The organism is Novosphingobium sp. KA1 (assembly GCF_017309955.1).
Taxonomy (GTDB): domain Bacteria; phylum Pseudomonadota; class Alphaproteobacteria; order Sphingomonadales; family Sphingomonadaceae; genus Novosphingobium.
This window is the reverse complement of sequence record NZ_CP021247.1, coordinates 2,985,420-3,011,262: the sequence shown is the minus strand read 5'-3', so window position 1 is coordinate 3,011,262 and position 25,843 is coordinate 2,985,420. Positions and strand designations below refer to the sequence as shown.

Below are 25,843 nucleotides of genomic sequence, written 5' to 3'. Positions count from 1 at the left end.
CCGCTGGCGGCACGAAGGTTTCGCCGGGGCGAAGCCTTTGCCTCACGAGCGATTGCAGGGTAGCCGAATGAACCGCTGCGCTTATGAGCGAAAGAAACGAGGGAGAGATCGCGATGAGCCAGAACGCGCTGCCGGAATTCGGAACCATCCTGCTCGCGCGCGAAGGACGCCTGCTGCGCCTGACGCTGAGCCGCCCGGAGGCGATGAACGCGGTCAACCTCCAGCTTCACGACGAACTGGCCGAAGCCCTGTGGTTTGCCCAGGGCGATCCCGGCTCCGATGTGATCGTCATCACCGGGGCCGGCCGCGCCTTTTCCGCGGGGGGCGACCTCGACCACATCGAAAATTCCGCCCGCAATCCGCACCTGTTCGATCATGAGGCCCGGATTGCCAAGCGGATCGTGCTGACCCTGCTGGATATCGACAAGCCCGTGATCTGCCGCCTCAACGGCCATGCAATCGGCCTCGGTGCAACGCTGGCGCTGCTCTGCGACGTCATCTTCGCGGCGGAAGGGGCCAAGATCGGTGATCCCCATGTCGGCATCGGCCTTGTCGCGGGAGACGGTGGCGCGGTGATCTGGGCCCAGCGCATCGGCCTCACCCGCGCCAAGGAATACCTCCTGACCGGAGAACTGATCACCGCCGGCAAGGCCGCCGAAATCGGCCTCGTCAATCACTGCCTGCCCGCCGCTGAACTGGACTCAGCCGTCGATGCCTTCTGCGCACGACTGCTTGGCGGCGCGATGATGGCGATCCGCGCGACCAAGGTCCTCACCAACCTCGAACTCAAGCGCCTCGCCGCAGCAGTGATGGACGCAGGCATCGCCTACGAAAGCGTCAGCGTGCGCAGCGCCGATCATCTGGAAGCGGTCCTCGCGCTCAAGGAAAAGCGCGCGCCGAAGTTCGTCGGGCGATAGCGCCGAAGGCCCCTCACGCTTCGGCATGAGGGGCCTTCGAGGTCAGGCGGGAACCACGCGCTCGCCCAGTTCGGAAAACAGCGCAGTGTAGCAGGTTGCCATGTCGGAGGCGTCACTCTGAGTCAGTTCGCCGGCTGCCGTCGCCTTGCCGATCGCACCTAGCAGCACCATCGGATCGTCGCACTCGATATCGTAGATGGCGAGGTACGGGTTGGTGTCGTTGCCGATCAGCTTGGCGACCAGTTCGTAGCGCTGCGCGCCGTGCATGCCGAACTTGTTGACCAGTTCCGGCAAGTGCCTCGTATTGTACCACTCGTGATAGTCGCCCTCGCGGCCGGGCAGCGGCGTGGTCAGCGCGACAAGTTTGTATCGGGGCATCTGCATCCTCCTCTTATACGGGTTGATGCCGAGCATCACCCTGCGCCTCACCGGCTTGCAAGCGCGGCAACCGGGTAGCGTCAGGCATCGCCCGGGCGACGCCGACACTACTGGAGCAAGCCGGAGCCTACTGCAAAATCACCGAAGGCATCGGCAATCATGGGAAGTCCGGCCAGGCCCTCGCCGCGATACTCGCGAGGATTGGCCCCGAACACGCGCTTGAACATGCGGCTGAAATGCGCAGGGCTCTTGAAGCCGACACCATAGGCGATCTCGCTGATCGAGATATCGCGCGGATCCGAACTGGAGAGCCAGTCGCGCGCCTTGGCGAGCCGCTGCTCCCAGACGAGCTCGGAAAATGAGGTCTCACGCAGCCGCAGCAGGAACGAGAGGTAGCGCGGGGAAATCCTGCAGCCTTTCGCGACCATCGCCGTCGACAGCTGCGGATCCGACAAGTGCACCTCGATGAAGCGCAGCACTTCCTCCAGCCGGCGCTCCGCGATCGACCGTCGTGCCGGGCGCGGCTCCTCCAGCAACCGGACGGCCTGCCCGATCAGGCCGAATGCCGTGTCGACCAGTAACCGTGCCGAACGGTCGCAGAGACGACCATCATCGGCAAAGACATCTCCCAGCAGCTTTTCCGCGATGGCCAGTTCAGGAACTCCGCGTGCCCGCAGGTCGGAAACGACGAGCGCTCCGCTGCAATCCTGCGTGACGTGACCGCGCAGCACGTGCGTGGGCACCGTGACGTGCAGCACTTCACTGAACCCGGCCGGGCCTGTCCGGCACTCGATCAGGAACGGCTCCGTCGAGCGGGTGATGACAAAGTCCCCCTCTCCCACGATCTTTGCGCCGCACTGGTTGGAAAACGCGAATTCACCGCGCCGCACGAACCAGAGGATCGAGAGATCGGTCGCATCCTCGCGGATATGCTGGCGCGAACGGCGGAAGAACAGGTTGCTGGAGGACCGCTGCCGGATGATCGACACCGCACCGACCGCGCGTCGTTCCGAACGCACCTCCACCGTCGGCGCATCCTCGACCCAGAAGTCTCCTCGATAATACTCTTGCGCGCGCTCCCCGCGGAACACGTTCTGGCCTTCGTGTACGTTGCGCCTGTCGAGCGCGAACAAGGTTTCCGCCATGACCCTCTCCCCGGGTGCTGAAGGCCTTGCGATTGTCCGCAAGGCCCGTATTGGCGAGGCTGTGGCCGACTGACGACAATCTCACAGGCTCACCAGCGAGAATACCAGCCGGCGCCTCCCCCACTCTACATATGATGCATCTTGATCTGCACTGGACGCAGATTTCATCCGAAGCTGCAGATGGGCTGCGGTTTCAGCCCTGCCGCCCCTTCATCGAAAGGCGCCATTCGGGCGGATAATTAAGGTCATGGTTCTTCACGACCGTTCCAATCCCCTGCTGGAAGGTGCCGCCTTTCCCGAGATTGACGTCATCGGTGCCGTCGTCCTTCATCAGCGGCAGCATACCTTCGAGCCAGCCGGTCAGCAGGCTGCCCATGTATTCGCCGCGGTACTGTTTGTAGGCCTCGATAAAGGTCTTCTGAGCCACCACCACATCGGTCGGCCGGGTGATCGAGCAAGCATGTGCATACTTGGCGGTTTCCGCCTCCAGGCTGTCCCGCGGCACGACCGAATTCACGAAATTGCAGTTGGCCATCTCATCCGCTGTGAAGGGGCGGCCGGTAAACAGCATTTCGGAGAACCGGCGCAGCCCGACCATCTCCAGCCACTGCCACATGCGCGGCCCCCAACCGGCGTAGCGAAACGACGGATGTCCGAACAATGCGTCGTCAGACGAGACGATGATGTCGGCATCGGCACACTGGTAGAAGTGCCAGCCATAGCAATAGCCCTTGGCCTCGATGATCGCGATCTTCTTGAATTCCTGCAGTGGGCGGTTCCCGGAGCGCGCCTTGGCGTAATAGTCGGTCAGACCGTGCAAATAGCGGAAGGATCCTGGAGGCGGATATTTCACGTCGGGATCGTCGATTTCCATGTCGACCAGGAAGCCGTCGCCGGGCTTGGGATTGAGATAGAGATCGCCATGTTCGTCGAGGTCGCCGCCACTGCCGAGGTGATCACCCATGCCGCGGATGACCAGCACCTTTACGTCGTCGTCGATATTAGCCTTGAACACGAGTTCAGCGAAACGCGCGCGCATGCCGATGGTCGCGGTATTGTGCTTGTCCAGCCGGTTGAAGGTGATCGTGGCGATCTTTGTAGCCAGGTCCTTTTCGTAGAGGACGTGGCTTTCGGCGACCTGCTTGTGGTCGGCTATTGTCTTCATCGCGCTCTCCCGTGCCCTTGTCGGAGTCTTGACCGCCGGTCCTGCCCCTAGGGCTTGTCAGAGTGCTGCCACAGGCAAGCCAAGGGGGATTGGCATTAGACGCGGCACTGTCGATATTGGGCGCGCAGTACGAGAGGCGACCGATCGCCCGCATCATGGTGAAAGAGGACAACTATGGTTCACGGCAACAGCTTCTTCAGCCTCGACGGCCCGCTCGACGTCGCACCGAGCGGCGGCCAGGTACGTGCTGCCAATTTCGCCGGACTTGCCAGGCTGGCGCGCAGTCAAGGTCGGGACGCCCGCGGCATCGTCGAGCGACACGGGATGGAAGCGCGCGTATTGATCGACCCGGAAAGCCTGGTCGCCCCGCAGCAGGTGGCGGATACGCTGGAATATTGCAGCACCCTGTTCGACGATCCGTTGTTCGGCCTTCACTTCGCCTCGACGCAGGACCCCGAAGTGTTCGGCTGCGTCACCGCACTGTGCCGGTCGGCCCCTACCGTGCGCGCCGGCATCCGCTGCCTGATCGAGTTCCTGCCGGTCGTCCACGCGCCGGACTGCGAGGTCGTGCTGATCGAAGGACGCGAAACCGCAGAACTCACCTGGCTGGTGAACACCGACATCGGGGTCAACGATCAGGCCAATTATCAGGCGGCAATGCTCAACCTCAAACTGCTGCAATCGATCGGCGGCCCTGCCTTCAGGCCAAGCTGGGTGAGCCTGTCCGCCGACCCTCGAAACAGCGACCTGCCGGAAATCGAAAAGCTGCTGGGCTGCAAGGTACGCGGGCAATCCCAGCGCAATTCGGTGGCCTTTCCAGTTTCCGCACTTGAACAACCCGTGCCGAGTGCCAACCGGTTGCTCTACAAGCTGCTGGGTTCCTATCTCCAGCAGGTGAAGTCGGCGCACAGCCCCTCGATCGTCGACAAGGTGGAAAGCTATATTCGCGGCTCGCTCGCCTATGGACGTTGCTCCATCGAACGCTGTGCCGAGAAAACAGGCATATCGGTGCGCACGCTGCAATCGCGGCTTGCCGAGCAGGATGTGCGCTTCTCGGAACTGGTCGAGAAGCAGCGCGAGACGCTGGCCCGCGCACACCTTGCCGACGGACGGCTATCACTTGACGAAATCGCCGACCGTCTCGGCTATGGAGAGCAGACCAGCTTCGGGCGTGCCTTCAAGCGGTGGACCGGAATGACCCCGCAGCAGTACCGGGCAGGCTGCTGAACCCGCCCGGATCGTCTGGCGTCACTTCCTCTCGATTTCCGCCAGCATGGTCTTTGCCAGCAGCAGGAAATTATCGGTGTCCTGCTGCGCCGAAGGGATGGCCTTCCTGAACGTGGCAAAGCCATGGACCAGCCCCTTGCCCTCGTAATAGGCAGTCGGCACACCGCTTTCGATGAGCTTTGCCGCATAGGCACGCCCCTGGTCGCGCAGCGGATCAAGCCCTGCCGTTACCAGAACGGTCGGCGGCAGCCCCTTGAGGTTGCCCCACAAGGGGGAGGTGCGCAGACTTTTCGGATCGGCCGCGTAGTGCTTCTGGAACAACGCAGTGGCGCTGTCATCCAGCCCATAGCCTTTGCCGAACGCCTGTTGCGACGGATAGCGGCCGACAAAATCGGTCGCAGGATAGATGGGGATCTGCAGGATCACCGGCACGGCCGCCGGCATTTCGCGCAGCGCGGCGGCCACGACCAGTGTCAGGTTGCCGCCCGCACTGTCCCCGCCGAGCACCAATCCGGTAGCCTGCCGGCCCAGCGCCTTGGCGTTTGCGGCCACCCAGCGCGCTGCGGCTTCACCATCATCCGGCGCGGCCGGCCAGGGATGCTCCGGCGCCAGACGATATTCGACCGAGACCACCGGAAGGTCGAGCGTTCTGGCAATCTCCGCCGCAAGTGCAGCGTGGGTATCGATGCTGCCCAGCACGTAACCGCCGCCATGGTAGAACACCAGTACCGGTCCCGGTCCGCGCTCGGCACGTGCGTCATACAGGCGCAGCGCGATCGGACCACCAGGGCCCGGCATCGTCAGATCCTTCGCCACAGCGATCTCGCCCACCGGCAAATCGCGGGACGGCATGGCGCCGGGTGGCAATTTGCGGATCTGTGCCAGCACGTCCGCGGTTAGCGGCGGGATCGGATGCGCGGCGTCTGCCTTGAGATAGGCCGCGACGTCCGGCCGAACATAGGGCACCTCGGCAGCATCGCCGCCGCGCGCTGCCGGAGCATCGGCCAGAAGCGGCGGCGCCAACGCCCCCACCGCGAGAACGGCCAGCACGCCTGCCAAAGCGCTGGAACGTCGGGCCCGATAAAAACTCGTCATAGGTAACCTCTCCCCCTTGTTATGGGGAGAGGTTACGTCGTCCCGCCGGCTCTGGCGAGAGGCCGCAACACGGTCAGTAGACCCCGCCTTGCTCCTCGACGAAGTTGGTCATGTCCCCGGTGTCCTGCGCAGCGGCGGCCGAGCGTGCCTCGCGGGCACGGCGAATTTCGGAAACCAATGCATCGCGCCGCCGAGTGAATTCATCCTCGGCCGTGTACTGGCGCGGCTCGGTATCCGGCTTGAACGCCTCCCAGATCACCGCAGCCTTGGGATCGTCGCTGGGCTCCACGCCCATGACCTGCTTTCCAGTCACGCGGTCGATCCGGACCATGCGAATACCGGCAGGGGCGATGAACGGCTGCATGGACCAACGCGGCCGCGTGGACTCGACGACCTGCTTGAAGATCGGCGCCGCGATCCGACCGCCCTGTGCATAGCCGCCCAGCGAGCGGGGATTGTCGTATCCGATATAGACGCCGCCGACATAGTCCTGCGTACCGCCGACAAACCAAACGTCGGTCGGACCGTTGGTGGTGCCGGTCTTACCGAACATCGGCATGTTCAGTTCACGCAGGCGCACCGCGGTGCCGCGCGTCACGACGCCTTCCAGCATGTGGACGACCTGATAAGCCGTCGGCGCATCGAGCACCTGCTTGCCCCGGCGATCGACGCGCGGCATCGGCTTGCCGTCCCATTCGGGCATGTTGCAGCTATCACAGCGCCGGTTGTCGGACTTCCAGATGACCTTGCCGCTGCGGTCCTGGATATAGTCGATCGGCGAGGACTGGAACTGCACGCCGTTGTTGGCGAGCGCGGAATAGGCGTTGACCATCCGCGCCACGGTCGTCTCGCCAGCACCCAGCGCGAACGAGAGGTAGGCCTTGTAATCGCCGATGCCGACGTTGTGGAACGTCTTGATGACGCGCGGCATGCCGGTGTCGTTGGCAATGCGGACCGTCATCAGGTTGCGCGACTGCTCAAGACCCCAGCGCATGGTGTGGCTGCCCGCCCCACCCTCGCCGCCGAAGTTGCGGAAGCATTTGTCGCCCAGAGCCGCGCCTTGATAGACGCAGAAGGTACCGTCGAGCACCTGGGTTGCCGGGGTCATGCCGTACTGCAGCGCGGTGGCATAGACGAACGGCTTGATCGTCGAACCGGGCTGACGCTCGGCCTGCACGGCACGGTTGAAGGAATCGAGTCCCGCATCGAAGCCGCCCTGCATGGCGACGATCCGCCCGCTGCCCGGCTGCTCCATCATCATGCCGCCCGAGACATCGGGGATCGTGCGCACCGCATAAGTGCCCGCAGAAACCGGCGCTGCGGCGATGAGATCGCCGGCCTTGGCGGCATCGGGCACATTGGTGAGCGCGGACACGTTGCCATCGGCAAAACCGATCCGTCCGGTGCCGCCCGAACGGTCGAGAATGACGCCGACACGCCAGTCCTTGTAATCGATCGTCTTGTTGGCGACGATCAACTCGGTCTGCCAGTTCTCGAGATCGTTGATGTGCGCGATCGGATGCGCCCAGGCACGGCCGCCCTGATAGTTCAGCAGTCCGGCGCGCAGTGCATCGCGCACGGCCTTCTGCATCTCGGTATCAAGCGAAGTGCGCACCCAAAGGCCGCCCGCGTATACGCTGTTGGGGCCGTCCTCGGCCTTTTCGCCATACTGGTCGATCAACCGGCGGCGGACTTCCTCGATGAAATAGGCATTGCTCGTGTCGTAAGTCTCGACACGGCGGGGAATGAGGCCGAGCGGCTTGGCCTTGGCAGCCTCCGCCTCGGCGCGGGTCGCCCAACCGTTGCTGACCATCTGGTCAAGCACCCAGTTGCGACGGGTGATCGCCATTTCCTCGTATTGCTTGCGCCCGTAACGCTCCGGCGCCTTGGGAAGGATCGCGAGGAACGCGGCCTCGTGCAGATCGAGTTGGTCGACATCCTTGCCAAAATAGGCACGCGCCGCCGCCTGCACCCCGAAACTCTGGCGCCCGAGCGGGATCTCGTTGAGGTAGAGTTCGAGGATCTGCTGCTTGTTGAGCACGCCCTCGATCCGGCGAGCGACGATCATCTCCTTGAGCTTGCGCGTCACGGAGTATTCGTCGCCGATCAGGATGTTCTTGGCGACCTGCTGGGTTATCGTCGAGCCGCCCCTGGCGCGACCTCCGGTACCGAACTTGGCCGCGTAATCGACCACGGCGCCGGCCAGGCCGCCAAAATCGACGCCGCCATGCGTCCAGAAGGTCTTGTCTTCGGCCGAGAGAAAAGCGTCGATCAGCTTGGGCGGAAAGTCGACGAACCGCAATTGCACGCGGCGCTCTCGCGCATAGCTGTAGACGATGGCGCCATCGCCGCCGCGCACCATGGTTGGCAGCGGCGGTTGATACTCGAGCAGCTTGTTCGCATCAGGCAAATCATGGGCGACAACTACGTAGAGCCCGCCGAACGCGATCAGCCCCGCACCCGTGACATAACCGAAGCGGCGCAGCCACTTACGCTCACGCCACGCTTTGCGCAGGCCTGCAAAGCGACCGGAAATGGCGGCACGGGCGCCGCGACGCAGGCGGAAGTGGGCATCCTCGGGGGTCTGCTCGGCGCCGTTTTCGCTGATATCGTCAGTCATTACGACCGCCCTCTAGCATGGGGATTTTGCGCTAGGCCAGACTGGAGACGACCCGCCGCGCGCTTTTCACGTTCGACGATGCCCATCCGTCACGCCTTTATCACGCCCCGACGCGCCGCGCGAACCAGGCGCGAACGGCATTGGCAGCCACCTGGGCCAGTTGATCCTGCCCCTGTTTCGACGTCAGGAAACGGGCATCGTCAGCGTTGTTGATATAACCGGTCTCGAACAGCACCGAGGGAATATCGGGCGCCTTGAGCACGGCGAGCGCCGCCGTCTCGATCTGGTCGCGGTGCAACCCGACACCGGCGTCGCGCATCTCGCGCAGCAACAGGTTCGCGAACTGGCTAGAACCGGCTTGAGAACCGCGCTGCGAAAGGTCGAGCAGGATCGCACCGACATCCTCACTGGTTTTTGCCAAGACCACGCCGTTGACCTTGCCTGCCTGATTCTCGCGCGCAGCAAAACGCTCCGCCGCCTCGCTGGACCCTCTTTCCGACAGGACGTAGACACTGGCCCCGCGCGCAGTATCACCCTCAGCGCTATCGGCATGGATCGACAGGAACAGGTCCGCGTTCAAGCGCCTGGCAATGTCGGGACGGTCACCCAAGGCGATGAAGCGATCAGCATCGCGCGTCAGGGCGACGCGCACACCGCCGCCCGCCAGCAGTTTCCGGCGGATCGCCTGCGCGATCTGAAGCGCCACCGTCTTTTCCCGAACGCCGCCATTTTCCGCCCCTGCCCCCGGATCGAAACCACCGTGCCCGGCATCGATGACCACCAGCGGGCGGCTCGCATCGGCAGGACCGTCGACGCGCGGCAGATCGACCGGCGCATCGACGGCAGGCAAGTCGAAACGAACGACGTAATCGAGATCGCGCGCCGAGATCACCAGCCGCGGATAAAACACCGGCAACGCCGCCAGCAGCGCCATCGGCGCTGAAAGGAGCATGATCCACTGCATACGGCGCGACATGGAACAAATGACTAAGTGCGACGCAACCGCCGGGCAATCCTGCATGCATATGCTTTTCCCCGGATATTGCCCCCGCAGGGCGAGGAATGAAAGCATCGCCGATCAACCAAGCTGGGCCAAGCTCGTCCTCCGGCGCTCGGCCGCCTATCCAAGACCCCGGCAGCCGCCGGCGGGACTCGGCAGGGAGCCTAGCCGCAAGCGCAAGGAAAGCACGGCAACACGCTTGCCGTGCAAGGTCATGAATGCTAGGCCCTTCAGTTCCGGGGCAATAACGCTTCCGGTTCTCGTAATCCCGTCGATGCATGCCTACATGCCGCCGGCACAGGACCGGAAAAGCCACAAGCCCGGGCGCCAGAACCGGAAGAATTTCGTCCGGCACGAACAGGTTGACGCGAGAGATGAGAAGCCAATTGCCGCCCTGCCAGCCGACGCCCGAACGGGCGCGCATGGCGTGGCCGCAATTTTCCGCGTGTCTCATATCGCCACGCGAACTCGCTCTCGCAGACACGCTCACGTCCCGAGGGACGACAGACAAGAGAGTCGCAATCGGAGCGGCACTCCGCTCCGACTTCATCTTTATCCCGCTCCGCAACGAGGCGAGCCCTGCCGCATCCGGCAGTTTCGCATCCGGCAGGCATCACGCCATCCTTGCGGACACCACTGAACAGGATCGCGCCGTCACCGCCCCAGAGGCCGGGACCGAGCGCGCATGGAGAATACACAATGGCAACGCGCATGCTCATCGATGCGCGCCACCCGGAAGAAACGCGGGTGGCGGTACTCAAGGGAAATCGCATTGAAGAGTTCGATTTCGAATCGGCCGACAAGAAGCAGATAAAGGGCAACATCTACCTGGCGAAGGTCACTCGCGTGGAACCTTCGCTCCAGGCGGCGTTCGTTGACTTCGGCGGCAACCGCCACGGCTTCCTGGCCTTCAGCGAAATCCACCCCGACTACTACCAGATCCCCAAGGAGGACCGCGAGGCCCTGCTGGCGGAAGAAGCCGCCCACGCCGAGGAAGAAGCCGCGCTGCGTGCATCGGAAGGTGATGACGAAGACGAGGACGGCGGCGAAGGCTACGACAGCGAAGGCTATTCCGACGGCGGCCTGACCGAAGTCGACACTTCCGAAAAGGATCACGTTGCCACCATCGAGGACGGCAACGTCGAGAACGGCTTCGAAGCCGCCGAAGAAGAAGCCGCCGAGGAAGACAGCTCGGGCCGCGGTCGCCGCGGTCGTGGACGCCGTCAGGGTGGCCGCAGTGGTGGCCGTTCGAAGGAAGCGGACGAACTGCGCGCCAAGCGCATGGCCCTGCGCCGCCGTTACAAGATCCAGGACGTGATCCACCGCCGCCAGGTGCTGCTGGTCCAGGTCGTCAAGGAAGAGCGCGGCAACAAGGGCGCCGCCCTCACCACCTACCTCAGCCTGGCGGGCCGCTACTGCGTGCTCATGCCGAATTCGAGCCATGGCGGCGGCATCAGCCGCAAGATCAGCTCGGCTTCGGACCGCAAGCGCCTGAAGTCGATCATCGCCGAGCTGGAACTCCCGCGCTCGATGGGCTGCATCGTGCGCACCGCCGGCCTCCAGCGCACCAAGACCGAGATCAAGCGCGACTTCGACTATCTCGCCCGCCTCTGGGACGAACTGCGCGAACAGACGATGCGCTCCGCCGCACCGGCGCTGATCCATTCGGACAGCGACCTGATCAAGCGTGCCATCCGCGACATCTACAACCGCGACATCGAGGAAGTGATCGTCGAGGGCGAGGAAGGCTACCGCGCGGCCAAGGACTTCATGAAGCTCCTGATGCCGAGCCACGGACGCAAGGTGAAGCCTTACGCCGATCCGGTTCCGCTGTTCCAGCGCTTCGGCGCTGAAGACCAGCTGACGGCGATGTATGACCCTGTCGTGCAGCTGCGTTCGGGCGGCTACATCGTCATCAATCCGACCGAGGCGCTCGTCTCGATCGACATCAACTCGGGCCGCGCCACCAAGGAGCACGGCATCGAGCAGACCGCCGTCGCCACCAACCTCGAAGCCGCGCAGGAAATCGCCCGCCAGCTTCGCCTGCGCGACATGGCCGGCCTTGTCGTCATCGACTTCATCGACATGGAGTACGGCTCCAACGTCCGCAAGGTCGAGAAGGCGATGAAGGAAGCGCTCAAGAACGACCGCGCACGCATCCAGGTCGGCCGTATTTCCAGCTTCGGCCTGATGGAAATGAGCCGCCAGCGCCTGCGCACCGGCGTTCTGGAAGCAACCACCCGCTCCTGCCCGCATTGCGATGGCACCGGCCTCGTCCGCACCGCCAGCTCGGCCGGCCTTTCCGCGCTTCGCCTCATCGAAGACGAAGCAGCCAAGGGCAAGGGCATCGTGGTGTCGCTCTTCGCCTCGACCGAAGCGGCGATCTACCTGCTCAACGCCAAGCGCACAGACCTTGCCGACATCGAGGAACGCTACGGCGTTGCGGTGGAAGTGATCCCCGAAGGCGAGAACGAAGGCGCAAAGATGCGTGTCGTCTCTTCAGGTCCGCGCAACGAGTTCGTGCCCCGCTTCGAGCCGATCGCCGAAGACGTCGAGGATGATTTCATCGACGACGAGGAAGAGATCGAGGAAGAAGAGCGCGAGGAAGCGCGCAGCCGCGACGAGGACGGTGATGGCGGTTCGCGCCGCAAGCGCCGCAAGCGCCGCCGTGGCCGCAACCGCCGCGACGAGCAGACCTCGGAAGACACTGAAATCGAAGCCGAAGGCGACGAGGAAGCAAGCGAAGCCGAAGACGAGGTCGAATCCGACGACGACGCGGGCCCTGCCAGCGAAGGCAACGGTGACGACGACGAATCCGAAGCGCCGCGCAAGCGCCGCCGCCGTGGTGGTCGCCGCCGTCGCAATCGCCGCAATGGTGAGAACGGCGAAGGCGAAAACGCCGGCGATTCGGCCGAAGGTGACGATGGTGACGAAGCACCGGAGGTTGAAGCTGCACCTGCGGCAAACGCCCCGGCTGTCGAAGCCTCCGTTGCAGAAGCCGCAGTGGAAACCGTTGCGGAAGTCGTGGCCGAAGTGACAGCACCCGAAGCGGAAGAAGCCCCGAAGCCGAAGAAGCGCGCTCCACGCCGCAAGAAGGCAGAGACTGCAGAAGTCGAAGCACCTGCCGTGACCGAAGCGGTTGCGGAAGAAGCACCGGCTCCGGTCGCCGAAAAGCCGAAGCGCACGCGTCGCAAGAAGGCCGAGCCCGCCGAAGCGGTTGCCGAAGTCGCAGCCGAAGAAGCTCCGGTTGCCGAAAAGCCAAAGCGCACGCGTCGCAAGAAGGCCGAGCCCGCCGAAGCGATTGCCGAAGTCGCAGCCGAAGAAGCTCCGGTTGCCGAAAAGCCGAAGCGCACGCGTCGCAAGAAGGCTGACCCGGTTGAGCCCGTTGCCGAAGCCGTGGCGGAACCCGCCGCCGAACCGGCTACAGTGGAAGTTGCAGAAACCGCCGACGAACCCGCCGCACCGCGTCGTGGTTGGTGGCAGCGCACCTTCGGCGAATAATGCCGTTGGATCTGCTACCGGCAGATCCAACACCTGAACAAAGCCCCGCATGGCAACATGCGGGGCTTTTTCATTATGCTATGGGCCTTTGATCCGCCCCCGTCAGGCCAGTGAACAACGCTCCGTGGTCGGGTCGATCACGCTTGCGACCTCGGTGATGCGTGTCGCCGGGAAGCCGGACAGTTCGGCATGCCTGCGAATCTGCCCCTCGTTCTCGGCCAGATAGATGCAGAATGTCTTGTCGGCAGCGACGTAGGAGTGTTCCCACTGCCCACCCGCCACCTTCGCGAGCGCTTCATTCGAAGTCCGGGCCGCGCCGCCCAGTTCCGACTCGCTCATGCCGCCAACCCCCGGGAGATCACGTTCAATTACAAATCGCTTCATCATGGCCTGAACCTCTCCCATGCCAAACCCCGCCCTTTCCTGTGGGCGGAGCCATCACCCCACTGGCATTCTACCCTCAAACAACAGCGTTTCCGTGCAAGAATTTGGTCAAGTCCGTGACATTTGCGCCCGCCCGGGCGCTTGCAATTGTCGTCACGGCACTTGCAATCCGCCATGGCGTGCACACTTGCCCTTGCTACGCGCCGCACAATCGCTAGAGGGAGGTCAACTGTCGCGGCTCATGCCGCAGTGCAAGATCACGGGGATTCTTTCATGGCGACCTTCACCCTCCCGGCCAACAGCAAGATCAAGAAGCAGGGCAACGTCCACAAGGCCGAAGGTGCGACGCACGCCAAGAAGTTCACCGTCTACCGCTACGACCCGGATTCGGGCGAGAATCCGCGCTACGACACGTTCGAGATCGATCTCGACAAGTGCGGCCCGATGGTTCTCGACGCGCTCATCAAGATGAAGAGCGAACAGGATCCCTCACTGACCTTCCGCCGCTCGTGCCGTGAAGGCATCTGCGGCTCCTGCGCAATGAACATCAACGGCAAGAACGGCCTCGCCTGCACCACCGCGATCGAGGACCTCAAGGGTGACATCCGCATCACCCCGCTGCCGCACATGGAAGTGATCAAGGACCTCGTTCCCGATTTCACGCACTTCTACGCGCAGTACGCCTCGATCCGTCCCTGGCTGCAAACCGTCTCGACCACGCCTTCGGGCAAGGAACGTCTTCAGAGCCCCGAACAGCGCGAAAAGCTCGACGGCCTCTACGAGTGCATCCTGTGCGCCTGCTGCTCCACTTCGTGCCCGAGCTACTGGTGGAACTCCGACAAGTTCCTCGGCCCGGCCATCCTTCTCCAGGCCTACCGCTGGCTGGCCGACAGCCGCGATGAAATGACCGGCGAACGTCTCGACGAGCTGGAAGATCCCTTCCGTCTCTACCGCTGCCACACCATCATGAACTGCGCCAACGTGTGCCCCAAGGGTCTTTCGCCCGCACGCGCCATCGCCGAAATCAAGAAGATGCAGGCCGAACGTCAGGTCTGATCGACCTGACTGCCGGCCCCGGATCTCTCGTGATTCGCATTGACCCAGCGCGACGCCGGCCCGATTTTCTGGTGGGCGAGCGCCGCGTCGTCGCCGTCGCGACTATCCGCAAGCACGCCCTGCCATGACTGCCATGCTTGAACGCTACGAAACGCTGGTTGCGACCGGCGAGCTTCGCTCCGACCCGGAGCAGGCTGCTGCCGCGCAGCGTCTGGATCGCCTCCAGCGCGAGCTCTACAAGGCCAACGCGGCCTCCGGGCTATTCGGCAAGCTTCTGGGCAAGAAGGCAGCCCCGCCCCGCGGCCTCTACATGTGGGGCGGCGTCGGACGCGGCAAGTCGATGTTGATGGACCTGTTCCACAACACGCTCGACATGCCTGAAAAGCGCCGCATCCATTTCCACGCCTTCATGCTCGAAGTTCACGCGCGTCTGCGTGAAGAACGCAAGAAGGAAACCGGCGACCCCATCCCACCGGTTGCCGCCGCGATCGCACGCGATGTGCGTTGCCTCGCGTTCGACGAGATGGTCGTCAACAACTCTGCCGACGCCATGATCATGAGCCGGTTGTTCACGCACATGATCGTAAACGAGGGCGTGACCATCGTCACCACCTCGAACCGAGCACCGAAGGACCTCTACAAGAACGGCCTCAATCGCGAGCATTTCCTGCCCTTCATCGATCTGATCGAGAAGGAACTGGACGTGCTGACGCTCAACGGCCCGACAGACTATCGCCTGCACCGCCTCGGCGGCATGGCCACCTGGCATTGCCCGCTTGGTGAGGAAGCCACGAACCAGACCCGCGAAGCCTTCTACCGCCTGACCGACTATCCTCCAGAGGATAGCGAGCACGTGCCGTCGGCCGAGTTGGATGTCGGCGGCGGCCGCTTGCTACACGTCCCCAAGAGCCTCAAGGGCGTAGGCGTTTTCAGCTTCAAGCGCCTTTGCGGCGAGGCCCGGGGTGCGGCCGACTATCTGGCGGTTGCCCGCGCCTACCACACGGTGATCGTCGTCGGCATCCCCAAGATGGGGCCCGATCGCCGCAACGAAGCCGCGCGCTTCGTGACGCTGATCGACGCTCTGTACGAGCACAAGGTCAAGTTGATCGCTGCAGCCGACGCCGTTCCTGAGGATCTCTATGCCGCAGGCGACGGACGCTTCGAGTTCGAGCGCACTGTCAGCCGCCTCAACGAGATGCAGAGCGCGGAATATCTCGCCAAGGGGCACGGGGAAGACTGACCGCCGGCGGGACGACAGTCCATGCGTCCTGCAATCCACCACCGATCGCCGAGCCGGATTGAGGGCATTGTGCTGGCGTAGTGCCAGCAAGGTAGCAGCACCTCGATGATGCTGCGTTACGCCCACCCAGAACACATATAGGCAAGATAGTCGGACAGGCGGTTAACCACGCTTTCCAGTTTGCGCCAGAAGCGTAATCGCCCCGCATGCCGAGAGGCAATGGCGTGATTTTCCGTCAGACTGCGGAAGTCTCTCTCGGGCCAAGAACAGGTCTAATCCTACACGCAATCGGTGCGCGGCCTTTGAGGCTAGCAGTTCGGCAACCATCCTGACGGCGTCATTGGCCCTTGCCCGCAATATCGCAGCCTGGTGTTTCCTGCGACAATCGCCAGTTTCATGTCGCGTAAACACGCTACCGATTGGCCGCCGAGAGGCATCGCGCCAATCAGCGCATTCCTCTCAACCGATTCGTTAAAATATTGAAACGCCCCTCCCGATCCGGCCTTTGGGAAGCGTCTCCGCGCTTCAATGGGGTTAACGCTGCCCCCCCGGTTAACGATTCTCCGCCCCCAGACCAATTACGCGCAAGTCGGGAAAACGCTTGTCGGACGCATTCATCACCTCAGGCCCAAGCAAAATTAAAGCGCCCAATCCGTTTAGGAGGGCGCTGCCTGAAGGTGGTATTCATGAGATAGGATGGAGGACAACGCCTCGAAATTTCCCAGAATTCCGTCAATTTTTATTGATTTAGTTACGGCGTTCCACGGTTATTACCGTGAAACGCCGCAAAGTACTTAAAGGATTAACGGCCGCCGAGGCCGCCCCAGTACCAGCTGTAAAGACCCTTGGTCATTGTAGTTACCCCATGTGAACCACCGCTGTTTCGCGGCTGACACAATGGATAACAATAGGTTAAAGGGTCATCAAGACTTTTTTAACCAGTTCGCCTCGCTTCCCGCTCCTTGATTTCAGCCAGCAAATCCCGGAATGGGACGGGACGACAGACGTAGTATCCCTGAATGGTGTCGCAGTTCATGCCCTTGAGAATCTCGAGAGCGGCAAGGGTTTCCACGCCTTCAGCGACAACAGTGCGGTCCTGCGAGTGCGCCATCTCGACGATCGACTGCACCAGCAGGAGATCCTCCTTGTTCGCCTCCATCGCCTGGACGAAGACCTTGTCGATCTTGACTTCCGTGGCCGGCAGATAGCGCAGGTAGTCAATCGTCGCGTTGCCGGTTCCGAAATCGTCGATCGAGAGCCGCAGCCCTGCCTGGACAAGCTTCTGCAACATCTGAAAAGTCCGCGAGCTGCGATCGAGACGATCAGTCTCCGTGATCTCCAGCGTAAGCTTCTCCGGCTCAAGCCCATGGACGGCAAGAATCTCGAGAATCGTGCCCGGCAAGCCCGGATTGCGCAGCAGCTGCGCCGAAATATTAACCGACATCGAGAGTTCAAGGCCCTGACGACGAAGCTCGACAGCGGCACGAACGGCATCGTTGACAACAAAGCGCGTGATACGCTCGATCCGGTGGAATTCCTCGGCGATGCGAATGAACTTGTCCGGGCTGATCGGCCCGCGTTCGGGATGCGTCCAGCGCACCAGTGCCTCGGCACCGGTCACGCGATTGGACGCGACGTCCAGCTTGGGCTGATACGCGACCCATACCTCGCCATTGTCGATGGCGCGGTCGAGTTGGGTCAACAACGAAATTTCCCAACGGGCCTCATGCTTGTGGCTGTCGTACTTGTAGACGAGTTCATCGTTGCGAACCGCCTCCTCGGCCGACTGCATGGCACTGGCGACACGGCTCGACACCGGGCGGTCGAATTCGGAATCAATGCCGCAGTTGAACGACAGGTCGATGTCGAGCCCGCCGACCTGAATGCCGTTCTGAACGATGCGGTGGAGGCCCTCGAGATTCTCGAACAGGTCGAAGGTACTGCGGATGGTCGACAGCCAGAGGAACATTCCGCCTTCGTGATAGACCACCACCTGGCTGTCGCTGATGCGGATGCGCCGGACGATTTCGTGCGCGATCTGGGCCTCGACCTCGCCTGCGAAACTCCCAATAATCGCCGAATAGTTGCGAATCTTGAGCGCCACCAGGATGCGGCTCGAAACGGCGTCATACTTGCGCAGTACCTGCACGCTCGGCAGGCCGGACCCTGCATTGGTTTCTCCCGCGACTTCCACCTTGTCGAGATGCCGCATCCGGAAGACCGCCACTGCCGCCATCGCGATGGCAGGAACGATGTCGATCTGAATGCGTAGCCCGTCGAGCGCCAGCGGCGCGGCCACAAGAATGGCCACAAGCCCGGTAAAGCGATAGATATCCAGCGAACGCCCGCGGCCGACGCCGGTAATGATCACGACCAGCACTAGCAGAAACGCAGGAAGCCATCCCAATTCCAGCGGGACACCTTGCTTCAGCGTCTCCGCCGCAATCGCATGGAAAAAAGCCCCCGGCGTATAGCCCTGCGTGGGCAGCGGATGAATGTCATGATAGACGTCCGCGCTTGGCGCGATAATGATATCCTTGCCGCGCACGATCCGCGGATCGGCACGCCCCTTCATGACATCGACGTAGCTTACCGTGGGTATCGTCGTATGATCGATCGAATAGTCGGGGCGGAACACGCGATCGATCGAACCGGACACACCGGCAATCCTGGCCGCCAATCCCGGGATCTTGCCGATCGGGCTGTCCGACGCGAAGGGAAGGCTCATGCTGAGATTGAACGGGTGGTTGAGCGCCAGCAGGGACACGACGTCGACGTTCGCCCGGAAAGCCGCTGCCGGGACCATGCCGGCATAATTGCCATGGGCACCATCACTGCTGGGCAAGGCACCCAGAAAGATCCTGCCCTGATTGGCCTTGAGAGTGTCGATAAAGGCGTTCGTGCCCTTATCCTCATTGATGTAGGCCAGCGTCCGATCGAAAAACACGCGCTTGGCACCGCTCGCAAAGAGGTTGCGTACGGTCGCCGCATCCTGTCCGCGGGTGATGTCGTAAGTGCCCAGTTCCTGGAGCGTCCTCTCGTCCTGCAGGACGATCACGATCTGGCCATCGGATGGATGCCTGCGCAACATCGTTCGTCCGTTGACGGCGACGTCCTCCAACGGCAACCCGACTTCTGTGACGCCAAACAGCACTCCGGTGAACGCCGCCCAGAAAACGATCCTGAACCGAGGGCTTTTCCAGATCTTGGCTAGGCGCGCGAGCAAGTCAGCCATCGGTGTTCTCACCCATGGCAGCATCGCGCACGGTTTCGCGAGGCGCGAGATATACGCGCTGTTGCGTCCGACATTGGCGACCTACTGTCTTCATGCACGTCCCGTGATGAGGCCTGGACACTCGACCTAAGCCGAAGATCCTAAGAATAGGTTAGGTTAATCCACGTTCACGATGATTGGTGACGATGCATGATCGCGCCCACCACGCAACTGCCCGCAGGGTGAACATCCCCATGGAACTGCTCGGCAGGCGCATGTTCTAGGCGATTCCCAGACCTGCAAGGGACTTATCCAGCATCAGAAGTTGCCACAGGAGTCTCGAATGGTCCGAAACTCCACCGATATGCGCTTCGGCAAGTTCAGAAATACGCCGCGAATCGAACCACCCTGTGCGGGTGAGTGTCGCACTGGCGGCAATATCGCGGGCCGCTCCCGCCAAAGGTCCGCGCAGCCATTGCGCGATCGGCGTTACGAACCCCTGTTTGGGACGATAAAGAATAGGATCGGGAAGCACGCGGCGCATCGTCCGCTTCATCAGCCACTTGCCCTGCCCCCCTTGCACGCGCATCGCTTCGGGCAGGCTCGCGGCAAATTCGATGAGACGGTGGTCCAGCAACGGCTCGCGCGCTTCCAGTCCGACTGCCATGCTCGTGCGGTCGACCTTGGTCAGGATATCGCCGGGCAGCCAGTGCTTGAGATCCGCATACTGCGCGCGGTCCAGCCCGGACCGCGCAGGTGCATCTCGCATGAGCTGCGTCACCCCGTCCTCGGCACGATAGTCGCCCCGCAAGCGCTGAAACGTCTCGGAATAGAGCGATTCTCGCAGTTCCGGCGACATGACACCGATCGAGCGCGCGTATCCGGTAGCGCTGTCCGCTGCGAGCGAGAGCAGCGTCGCCTTGGCCCGCAACGGCCGCGGCGCCCAATCCGCCTTCGGCCAAGCCCGTCCGAGCGCGCCGAACACGGGACCGCGCAGTCCCTGCGGAAGCAGCGCCCGCACCCGATCCTCGCCATGCTGGAACACGTGCCGACGGTAGCCGGCAAAAGCCTCGTCCGCCCCATCTCCCGAGAGGGCAACGGTCACCGATTCGCGCGCAAGCTGGCAGACCCGCCAGGTCGGCAAGGCCGATGCGTCGGCGAAAGGCTCGTCGAACATCGCGGCAAGGCGGTCGATCGCCGTGAAGTCATCCGGCGAGACCCGCCGCGACACATGATCGGTGGCGAACCTGCGGGCCACTTCGTCGGCATAGGAACTCTCGTCCAGCGCCGCGACATCAAAACCGATCGAGCAGGTTTTCACCGGACGGGCACTGACTTCCGCCATCAGCGCCACCACGCTGGAACTGTCCACCCCGCCCGAAAGGAATGCGCCCAGCGGTACATCCGCCACCATGCGCGATGTGACGGCCTCGCGCATCAGGTAGAGCAATTCGGCCTCCAGGTCTGCGACCTTGCCCTTGCGGCGCTCGGCAAACGAAACGTCCCACCACTGCACGGGCTTCGGCACCGGGCCGCCATGGCGCAGCAGCAGCGAGTGCCCGGCCGGCAACTTCGAGACGCCCTTGAGGATCGCGCGCGTGTCGGGCACGTGGCCCCAGGCAAGGTAGTCCTCGACCGCCAGCGGATCGACCTCGCGCCGCAGCAGCGGATGCGCCAACAGGGCCTTCAGCTCCGAACCGAAGACCAGGCTCCCATCGCTCAGCGATGCGTAGTGGAGCGGCTTCACGCCCAGCCGGTCGCGCGCCAGGAACAGCGTGCGAGCGTCCAGATCGTAAATGGCGAAGGCGAACATGCCGTGGAGGCGTGTCACGCACTCGGGGCCCCAGCGCTGCCACGCCGCAAGAATGACCTCGCTGTCCCCTTCGGTACGGAAGTGCACCCCATGGCCTGCCAATTCGCGGCGCAATTCCCGGAAATTGTAGATCTCGCCGTTGAACACCAGCATCGCCCGGCCGTCGAGCGAGGCCATCGGCTGGGGAGATCCTTCAAGGTCGATGATCGACAGCCGGCGATGGCCAAGCGCCACGCCGGGTGCGGTCCATATCCCCTGCCCGTCCGGCCCGCGATGGGCTATCGCGTCGCACATGGCCTCGACCCGCGCCGGATCAACCGGCTTGGGCGTTTCGAGATGGTAGATACCGGCTATCCCGCACATAGGCGCCGTGCCTAGCGGAGCTTGGCGGTGCGGTCCATCCAGGGACCGGGGGAACCCGTCGCCGCAAGGAACCGGCCAATCGCGTCCGCAGCACGAGGACCATGATGGCCTTCTTCGGCGGAAACGATGAGCATGGCAGTCGGACGCGCCCGCAGCAGGAGATGGTCGGCGATTACCGCCAGCTTGAGGCGCGAGTTGCTTCCGGTCGTCACCGGGCCGGAGCGATACCACGTCACCGCCAATCGCTCGACCTCGCCATGTCCCAGCAGGCGCTCGCTGCGCGCATCCGCGAAGTCCGGCCCTTTGCCCTGCCAGGCCCAGGGACTGGATGGCATGAGCGCCCCTTCCCCGAAACCGCCAGCCTCCCGCCCCTCGCCCTGCCCGGCATAGAGTGCATAGAAGACGTCCACGGCATGCCCCCTGTCATCGGCATAACGTCCCAACAGGCGGTGGCCTGCGCCGCCCGCACGCGGCTCCCACCAGATCGTCGGGGCATAATCGACGCGGTGCCATCCCGGAACTTCGGGCAAGTCTATGGCCGCAGGCAGCGGCGCCGCCAACCGCTCTGCCATTACCGCCCACCACAGGACTGCACCGACCAGAGCAGCCAGACCAAGCAACGCGCCTGTCGCGGCAATGGTTGCGGTCGCCATGCGGGACAGGAACGGACTTGCCCCGATGCGCGCGGCATCGATCATCGGCACGTCAAGCGGCCGATCGAAGAAACGCCAGCCTCCGGCGATCACCGCCGCAAGCACCAGTGCGAAGAATATCCAGCCATAGACGATATGGTCAAAACCCGCGGCTTTCTGGGCGCCCACGAACTGCGCCGCATAGATCGTTCCCCATGCCCGCGCGCCGTTAGCAAGGATCGGCACGACAATACAAGCGCCCATGAACACCAGACGCCGGCGCCAGCGAACGAAGCACACATTCGCGGCCAGCGCACCAAAAGCAAACATCGCGATCAGGAACTTCACGCCCGAGCAGGCCTCGGCCACTTCGAACAGGCCTGCCGGAGTATCGATGAAAACGCCGTCGATCCGGGCCGGAATGCCCGAAAAATGGGTAAGTGCAACGGTGATCTTGGCTGTCACCGTTTGCAGCACTTCGACCAGTTCCTCGCCGAAAGGAACCAGGAGAGCCATGTAACAGAGTGGAAACAGCAGCCCCGCCGTCACTTGCGGCCCCAACAGCAGGGGAACGACCGCCCCCAAAAGCGCTACCGCCCCCGCCTGCCGCGCCAGGTCGAGCCCCGAAATGCCGCCCAGCAACCACACGAAGGCAGCGCCTGCCACGACAAGCAGGCCGGGCCACCAGCACGAAGGCGTCAACCGCGCGAGTTCGCCGCGCCGCTGCCAGACCAGCCAGCCAATGATCGGCGGGATCAGCAGAACATGATTGTAGGTCGATATGTCCCACCACTGACGGGCCATCGCGGTCCAATCGGCGTGAAAAACCGCCAGCAGCGCCAGCCATGACGCGGCCAACCGCAGGAGCGCCTTGCGCCATGGGGCGGGTATTGCCTGCAGGAATGAAAGATTTTCGAGCGGCATCGTCTCAGGCGGCATCGCTGATGCCCGGCTTGCTCAAGCCCAGTAGTGCGGGAAGCCCTGCAAGCGCGGCGGGCCATCCGGCGTGGGCCTCGACCCACCCTCGCGCCGCAAGGCCGATGCTGCGCGCCCGCGACGGCGCACCGGCCAGCGCGCAGATCGCTTCTGCAAGGGCAGCATCGTCGGTTCCAACCAGAAATTCCCGGCCATCCTGCGCCCCGATACCCGTGGCTGCCCCCGGCGACAGCACCACCGGCAAGCCCATGCTCATCGCCTCGAGCACCTTGTTCTGCACGCCGCGCGCGATTTCGAGCGGCACCAGCGCCATGTCGGCGGCTGCCAGGAAAGGCCGCACGTCGGCGACACGCCCCCAGATGCGGATGCCGTCCTGCCCGTCATGGCGGGTCAGAGACGGCGGGGGATTGCGCCCTACGACATGGAAGCTTGCGCCAGGAAAGCGCTTACGAACCAATGGCATGATCCGATTGATCGCCCGCTCTGCGGCGGCGATGTTGGGCGCGTAGTCCATCTGTCCGGTAAACACGAGGCGCGGCGCGGGCCAACCCGCCATCGCCGGTTCCGGTATGACCGCGGCGGGATGGTAGACCGCGCTGTCGATCCCGTTGCCCAGTGCAGCGACCGCGCATCGCGGATCATCAAGGCGCTGACGGAACAGGGCAGCCTCGGCTTCGCTGACCAGTAGCGTGGTGTGGGAGCGGCGGGCGATCCGGCTTTCCTCGGCACGCAGCAGGCGGCCTTCACGGCGCTCCATCCAGGCCCGGAAACCTCGTCCCGCAGCGCCATAGGCCTCGAACTTGGCCGAATCGACATCGACCAGATCGGCGATCACGCGGCCGGAAAAACCATCGGGTACATATTGCCCCATCTGCCCGGAAAACAGATAGATAGCACCGATCGGACGCGCCTGGAGGTTCTTTTCCACCCAGCGTGCCATGCGGCGGTCGCGAAACGCGGTGACGCTGATCGGCAGCCCGCCGGCCAACGCCTCAAGCCCCGCGACCGGCAGGGATTTGCGGCGTTCGAGCAGCAGGTGGCTGGTCGCCATGGCCGCCAGATCGCCTTCGCAGGCGCGGTCTTCGGGGTCATCCGCAAAGCAACCTAGATGCACCTGAGCCATGGCTGAAAGGCACCTAAGCACGTGATGGGAGCGGATCTTGTCACCGCGATCGGGCGGAAACGGGATACGGTGGGCGAGGAACAGGATTTCCATCATCCGATCCCTCGGGCGACCAGCGGCCCCAGCCGATTGGCCACCGCAAGCGGCAATTTTTGCCACAGCCTGATCTGCAACGAGAGCCCGGCACTGGTTGGATCGGCATCGCGCTTTTTCGCGCCCGGGGCCGTCCAGTTGGCGTAGCTCAACGGCTCGGGTTCGAAGCCCCAGTTGCGCTTGAAATGATAGGCCCCGCTGCCGGTTTTCGAGCGGCCGAAATCGAAATGGCTGCAGCCGCGCGCGCGGGCGTGTCGCATGAGTTCGAAATACATGCGGTCGTTGGCGCGCAGCCCTCGTGCGGCATGGGTGCCGCCGCCCCAGTAGGGCATTGCAGCGCCGCGGTGATAGAGCGTGATAACGCTGGCCACCGGTTCTCCGCCATGGCGCACGGTGAGGATGTCGGCATCGTCTCCAAAACCGTCGATCACCGAATCGAGCAGCGCGCGCGGGAATACCGGAGTGCCGAGATTGCGATAGCTTTCAGCAAAAACGGCATAGTGCGCCGCCCGGTCCCGCTCGCCGCATCCGGTCTCGATTTGCAGATCGCCCGCCAGGCCCTTGCGCACTTCCGCCCGCTGCTTGCGGGGAATGGCGAGCAATTCGGCCTCGTCGTCCGCCGCCAGCGCGCGCGCGAAGTTGCAGTGGCTTTCGCGCTTGTGTGACCAGCCGCCGAAGGCTTCGGGCAGCACGCCGCCGCGCAGTTCGATCGACGGGCACGCGAGGCGCAGCGCCAGTTCCTCCAGCGCCGCAAAGACCGCCCCCTCGTCCGCGTCCGGGGTGGTCAGCAGGCCGCCGCCGACGGCAAAGCCGCTGGAGGCAAGCAGGCGTCCGAAGACCGGCGAATGGATGGCATCGAGCGGCAGGAAAGCAACGATCTCGCCCCCGCGTTCCTGCACCAGAGCCAGCGCGCGATTGCCGGTGGCGCGGGCCACCGAGACGAACCAGCAGGGCCGGTGGAACGCGGACGCACCATGATGCCGGGCGAGAAAGCCCTCGATCCGCGCCAGTTCGCCGGGATCGTCGAGATCGAGCAGGCGCATGCTGCCTGGCAGCACGAAGGGCGCATTCATGCGGCCAGCGCCGTCGCCCGCAGGGCTTCACGCGCGGCCAGTTCGTCCATCCGGCCCCAGCGGAATTCCCCCACCAGCCGCCGCAGCTTGTCGGCCATCACGCCGAGATTGGTATAGTGGCGCAGCCGCGAGCGCAGCGGCGCCTTGTCGACACGCGGCTGGCCGGGATCGATTTCCCAGGGGTGAAAATAGAAGATCGCCGGGCGCCCCTCGCCGTTCACCTGCCGGATCGCCCAGCGCGAGAAACCATAGGGAAGCACCCGGAAGAAACCACCGCCGCCCGCCGCCAGCCGGCGCCCGGCGAACAGTGCCGTGGTCACCGGGATTTCGACAAAATCGCGGCCGGGGAGCGGATGGAACGCAAACCGCGGCGCCTCGCGCCAGCCGTAATGATCGTGCACGACCGGCGCGACGCTGGAGGAATAGCGGTAGCCCTGCTCGGCCAGCACATCGAAGGCCCAGGGCGTGCGCGCGTCGATCGAAAAGCTCGGCGCGCGGTAGCCGGTGACCGCCGCGCCCGCCACATCCTCGATGGTGCGCCGCGCGCGCGACAGGTCTTCCCCGAAGCGGCGCGCGTCCATGCGGAACACGCGCTCATGATCCCAGCCATGGCTGGCGATCTCGTGCCCCGCCTCGACGATGCGCCGCACGACCGCGGGATGGCGCTCGGCGATCCAGCCCAGCGTGAAGAACGTGCCGACAACGCCCGCCTCGGCAAAGAGCGCCAGGATCTCCTCGCAGTTACGCTCCACGCGGCAGGGCAGCGAAGGCCAGTCCGCGCGGTCGATCACGGTCTCGAAGGCACCGACCTGAAACCAGTCCTCGACATCGACCGTAAGCGCATTGACCGGCCGCGTGTCCGTCATGT

General features: G+C 63.7%; 18 protein-coding genes. 5 read left to right on the top strand and 13 right to left on the bottom strand.

The window, feature by feature from the left end:
- Positions 1-83: 83 nt before the first annotated feature.
- Positions 84-917, top strand: a complete 834-nt coding sequence (locus CA833_RS14330) for an enoyl-CoA hydratase/isomerase family protein (protein ID WP_370584519.1) — start codon at positions 84-86, stop codon at positions 915-917.
- Between the two features lie 42 nt (positions 918-959).
- On the opposite strand, the gene CA833_RS14325 is transcribed toward CA833_RS14330, so the two are convergent.
- The 3 genes from CA833_RS14325 to CA833_RS14315 all read right to left on the bottom strand — a co-directional run bounded on the left by CA833_RS14325 (position 960) and on the right by CA833_RS14315 (position 3,605).
- Positions 960-1,295, bottom strand: a complete 336-nt coding sequence (locus CA833_RS14325) for a hypothetical protein (protein WP_207078400.1) — start codon at positions 1,293-1,295, stop codon at positions 960-962.
- Positions 1,296-1,402: 107 nt separating this feature from the next.
- On the bottom strand, positions 1,403-2,440 hold the full coding sequence (locus CA833_RS14320; protein ID WP_142634200.1) for an AraC family transcriptional regulator: 1,038 nt from the start codon (positions 2,438-2,440) through the stop codon (positions 1,403-1,405).
- 193 nt (positions 2,441-2,633) lie between these two features.
- Positions 2,634-3,605, bottom strand: a complete 972-nt coding sequence (locus tag CA833_RS14315; RefSeq protein WP_142634202.1) for an enoyl-CoA hydratase/isomerase family protein — start codon at positions 3,603-3,605, stop codon at positions 2,634-2,636.
- 174 nt (positions 3,606-3,779) lie between these two features.
- On the opposite strand from CA833_RS14315, the gene CA833_RS14310 reads away from it, so the two are divergent.
- Entirely contained in the window at positions 3,780-4,832 is a 1,053-nt protein-coding gene (locus CA833_RS14310; RefSeq protein WP_207078399.1) for an AraC family transcriptional regulator, read from the top strand.
- A gap of 21 nt (positions 4,833-4,853) precedes the next feature.
- On the opposite strand, the gene CA833_RS14305 is transcribed toward CA833_RS14310, so the two are convergent.
- The 3 genes from CA833_RS14305 to CA833_RS14295 form a co-directional block, all read right to left on the bottom strand.
- On the bottom strand, positions 4,854-5,927 hold the full coding sequence (locus CA833_RS14305) for an alpha/beta hydrolase (protein ID WP_207078398.1): 1,074 nt from the start codon (positions 5,925-5,927) through the stop codon (positions 4,854-4,856).
- Positions 5,928-6,000: 73 nt separating this feature from the next.
- Complete coding sequence (locus CA833_RS14300) at positions 6,001-8,547, bottom strand: penicillin-binding protein 1A (protein ID WP_207078397.1); 2,547 nt, start codon at positions 8,545-8,547, stop codon at positions 6,001-6,003.
- Between the two features lie 100 nt (positions 8,548-8,647).
- On the bottom strand, positions 8,648-9,523 hold the full coding sequence (locus tag CA833_RS14295; protein WP_142637683.1) for an N-acetylmuramoyl-L-alanine amidase: 876 nt from the start codon (positions 9,521-9,523) through the stop codon (positions 8,648-8,650).
- A gap of 723 nt (positions 9,524-10,246) precedes the next feature.
- On the opposite strand from CA833_RS14295, the gene CA833_RS14290 reads away from it, so the two are divergent.
- Positions 10,247-13,048 carry a ribonuclease E/G gene (locus CA833_RS14290; RefSeq protein WP_207078396.1) on the top strand — a complete coding sequence of 934 codons (2,802 nt, stop codon included), beginning with the start codon at positions 10,247-10,249 and terminating at the stop codon, positions 13,046-13,048.
- Between the two features lie 102 nt (positions 13,049-13,150).
- Here the strand turns inward: CA833_RS14290 and CA833_RS14285 are convergent, their stop codons facing one another.
- Complete coding sequence (locus CA833_RS14285) at positions 13,151-13,432, bottom strand: DUF4242 domain-containing protein (protein WP_207080111.1); 282 nt, start codon at positions 13,430-13,432, stop codon at positions 13,151-13,153.
- Between the two features lie 273 nt (positions 13,433-13,705).
- On the opposite strand from CA833_RS14285, the gene CA833_RS14280 reads away from it, so the two are divergent.
- Both CA833_RS14280 and zapE read left to right on the top strand, forming a co-directional pair.
- Positions 13,706-14,488 (top strand): succinate dehydrogenase iron-sulfur subunit, encoded by a 783-nt coding sequence (locus tag CA833_RS14280; protein WP_142634212.1) that lies wholly within the window; start codon positions 13,706-13,708, stop codon positions 14,486-14,488.
- A 124-nt stretch (positions 14,489-14,612) separates the two neighbouring features.
- Positions 14,613-15,728: a cell division protein ZapE gene (zapE, locus tag CA833_RS14275; protein ID WP_142634214.1), complete on the top strand. Its 1,116-nt coding sequence runs from the start codon at positions 14,613-14,615 to the stop codon at positions 15,726-15,728.
- A 934-nt stretch (positions 15,729-16,662) separates the two neighbouring features.
- On the opposite strand, the gene CA833_RS14270 is transcribed toward zapE, so the two are convergent.
- The 6 genes from CA833_RS14270 to CA833_RS14245 form a co-directional block, all read right to left on the bottom strand.
- Entirely contained in the window at positions 16,663-18,963 is a 2,301-nt protein-coding gene (locus CA833_RS14270; RefSeq protein ID WP_207078395.1) for an EAL domain-containing protein, read from the bottom strand.
- 259 nt (positions 18,964-19,222) lie between these two features.
- Complete coding sequence (locus CA833_RS14265) at positions 19,223-21,118, bottom strand: XrtA/PEP-CTERM system amidotransferase (protein ID WP_207078394.1); 1,896 nt, start codon at positions 21,116-21,118, stop codon at positions 19,223-19,225.
- Between the two features lie 11 nt (positions 21,119-21,129).
- A complete protein-coding gene (gene xrtA, locus CA833_RS14260) occupies positions 21,130-22,674 on the bottom strand; it encodes an exosortase A (protein ID WP_207078393.1) in 1,545 nt (514 codons plus the stop codon).
- Positions 22,675-22,678: 4 nt separating this feature from the next.
- On the bottom strand, positions 22,679-23,902 hold the full coding sequence (locus CA833_RS14255) for a TIGR03087 family PEP-CTERM/XrtA system glycosyltransferase (RefSeq protein ID WP_370584582.1): 1,224 nt from the start codon (positions 23,900-23,902) through the stop codon (positions 22,679-22,681).
- Positions 23,902-24,975 (bottom strand): FemAB family XrtA/PEP-CTERM system-associated protein, encoded by a 1,074-nt coding sequence (locus tag CA833_RS14250; protein WP_207078391.1) that lies wholly within the window; start codon positions 24,973-24,975, stop codon positions 23,902-23,904. Before CA833_RS14250 ends, CA833_RS14255 begins: the two co-directional genes overlap by 1 nt.
- Positions 24,972-25,841 carry an XrtA system polysaccharide deacetylase gene (locus CA833_RS14245; RefSeq protein WP_207078390.1) on the bottom strand — a complete coding sequence of 290 codons (870 nt, stop codon included), beginning with the start codon at positions 25,839-25,841 and terminating at the stop codon, positions 24,972-24,974. The genes CA833_RS14250 and CA833_RS14245 overlap by 4 nt, the downstream gene beginning before the upstream one ends.
- Positions 25,842-25,843: the final 2 nt, after the last annotated feature.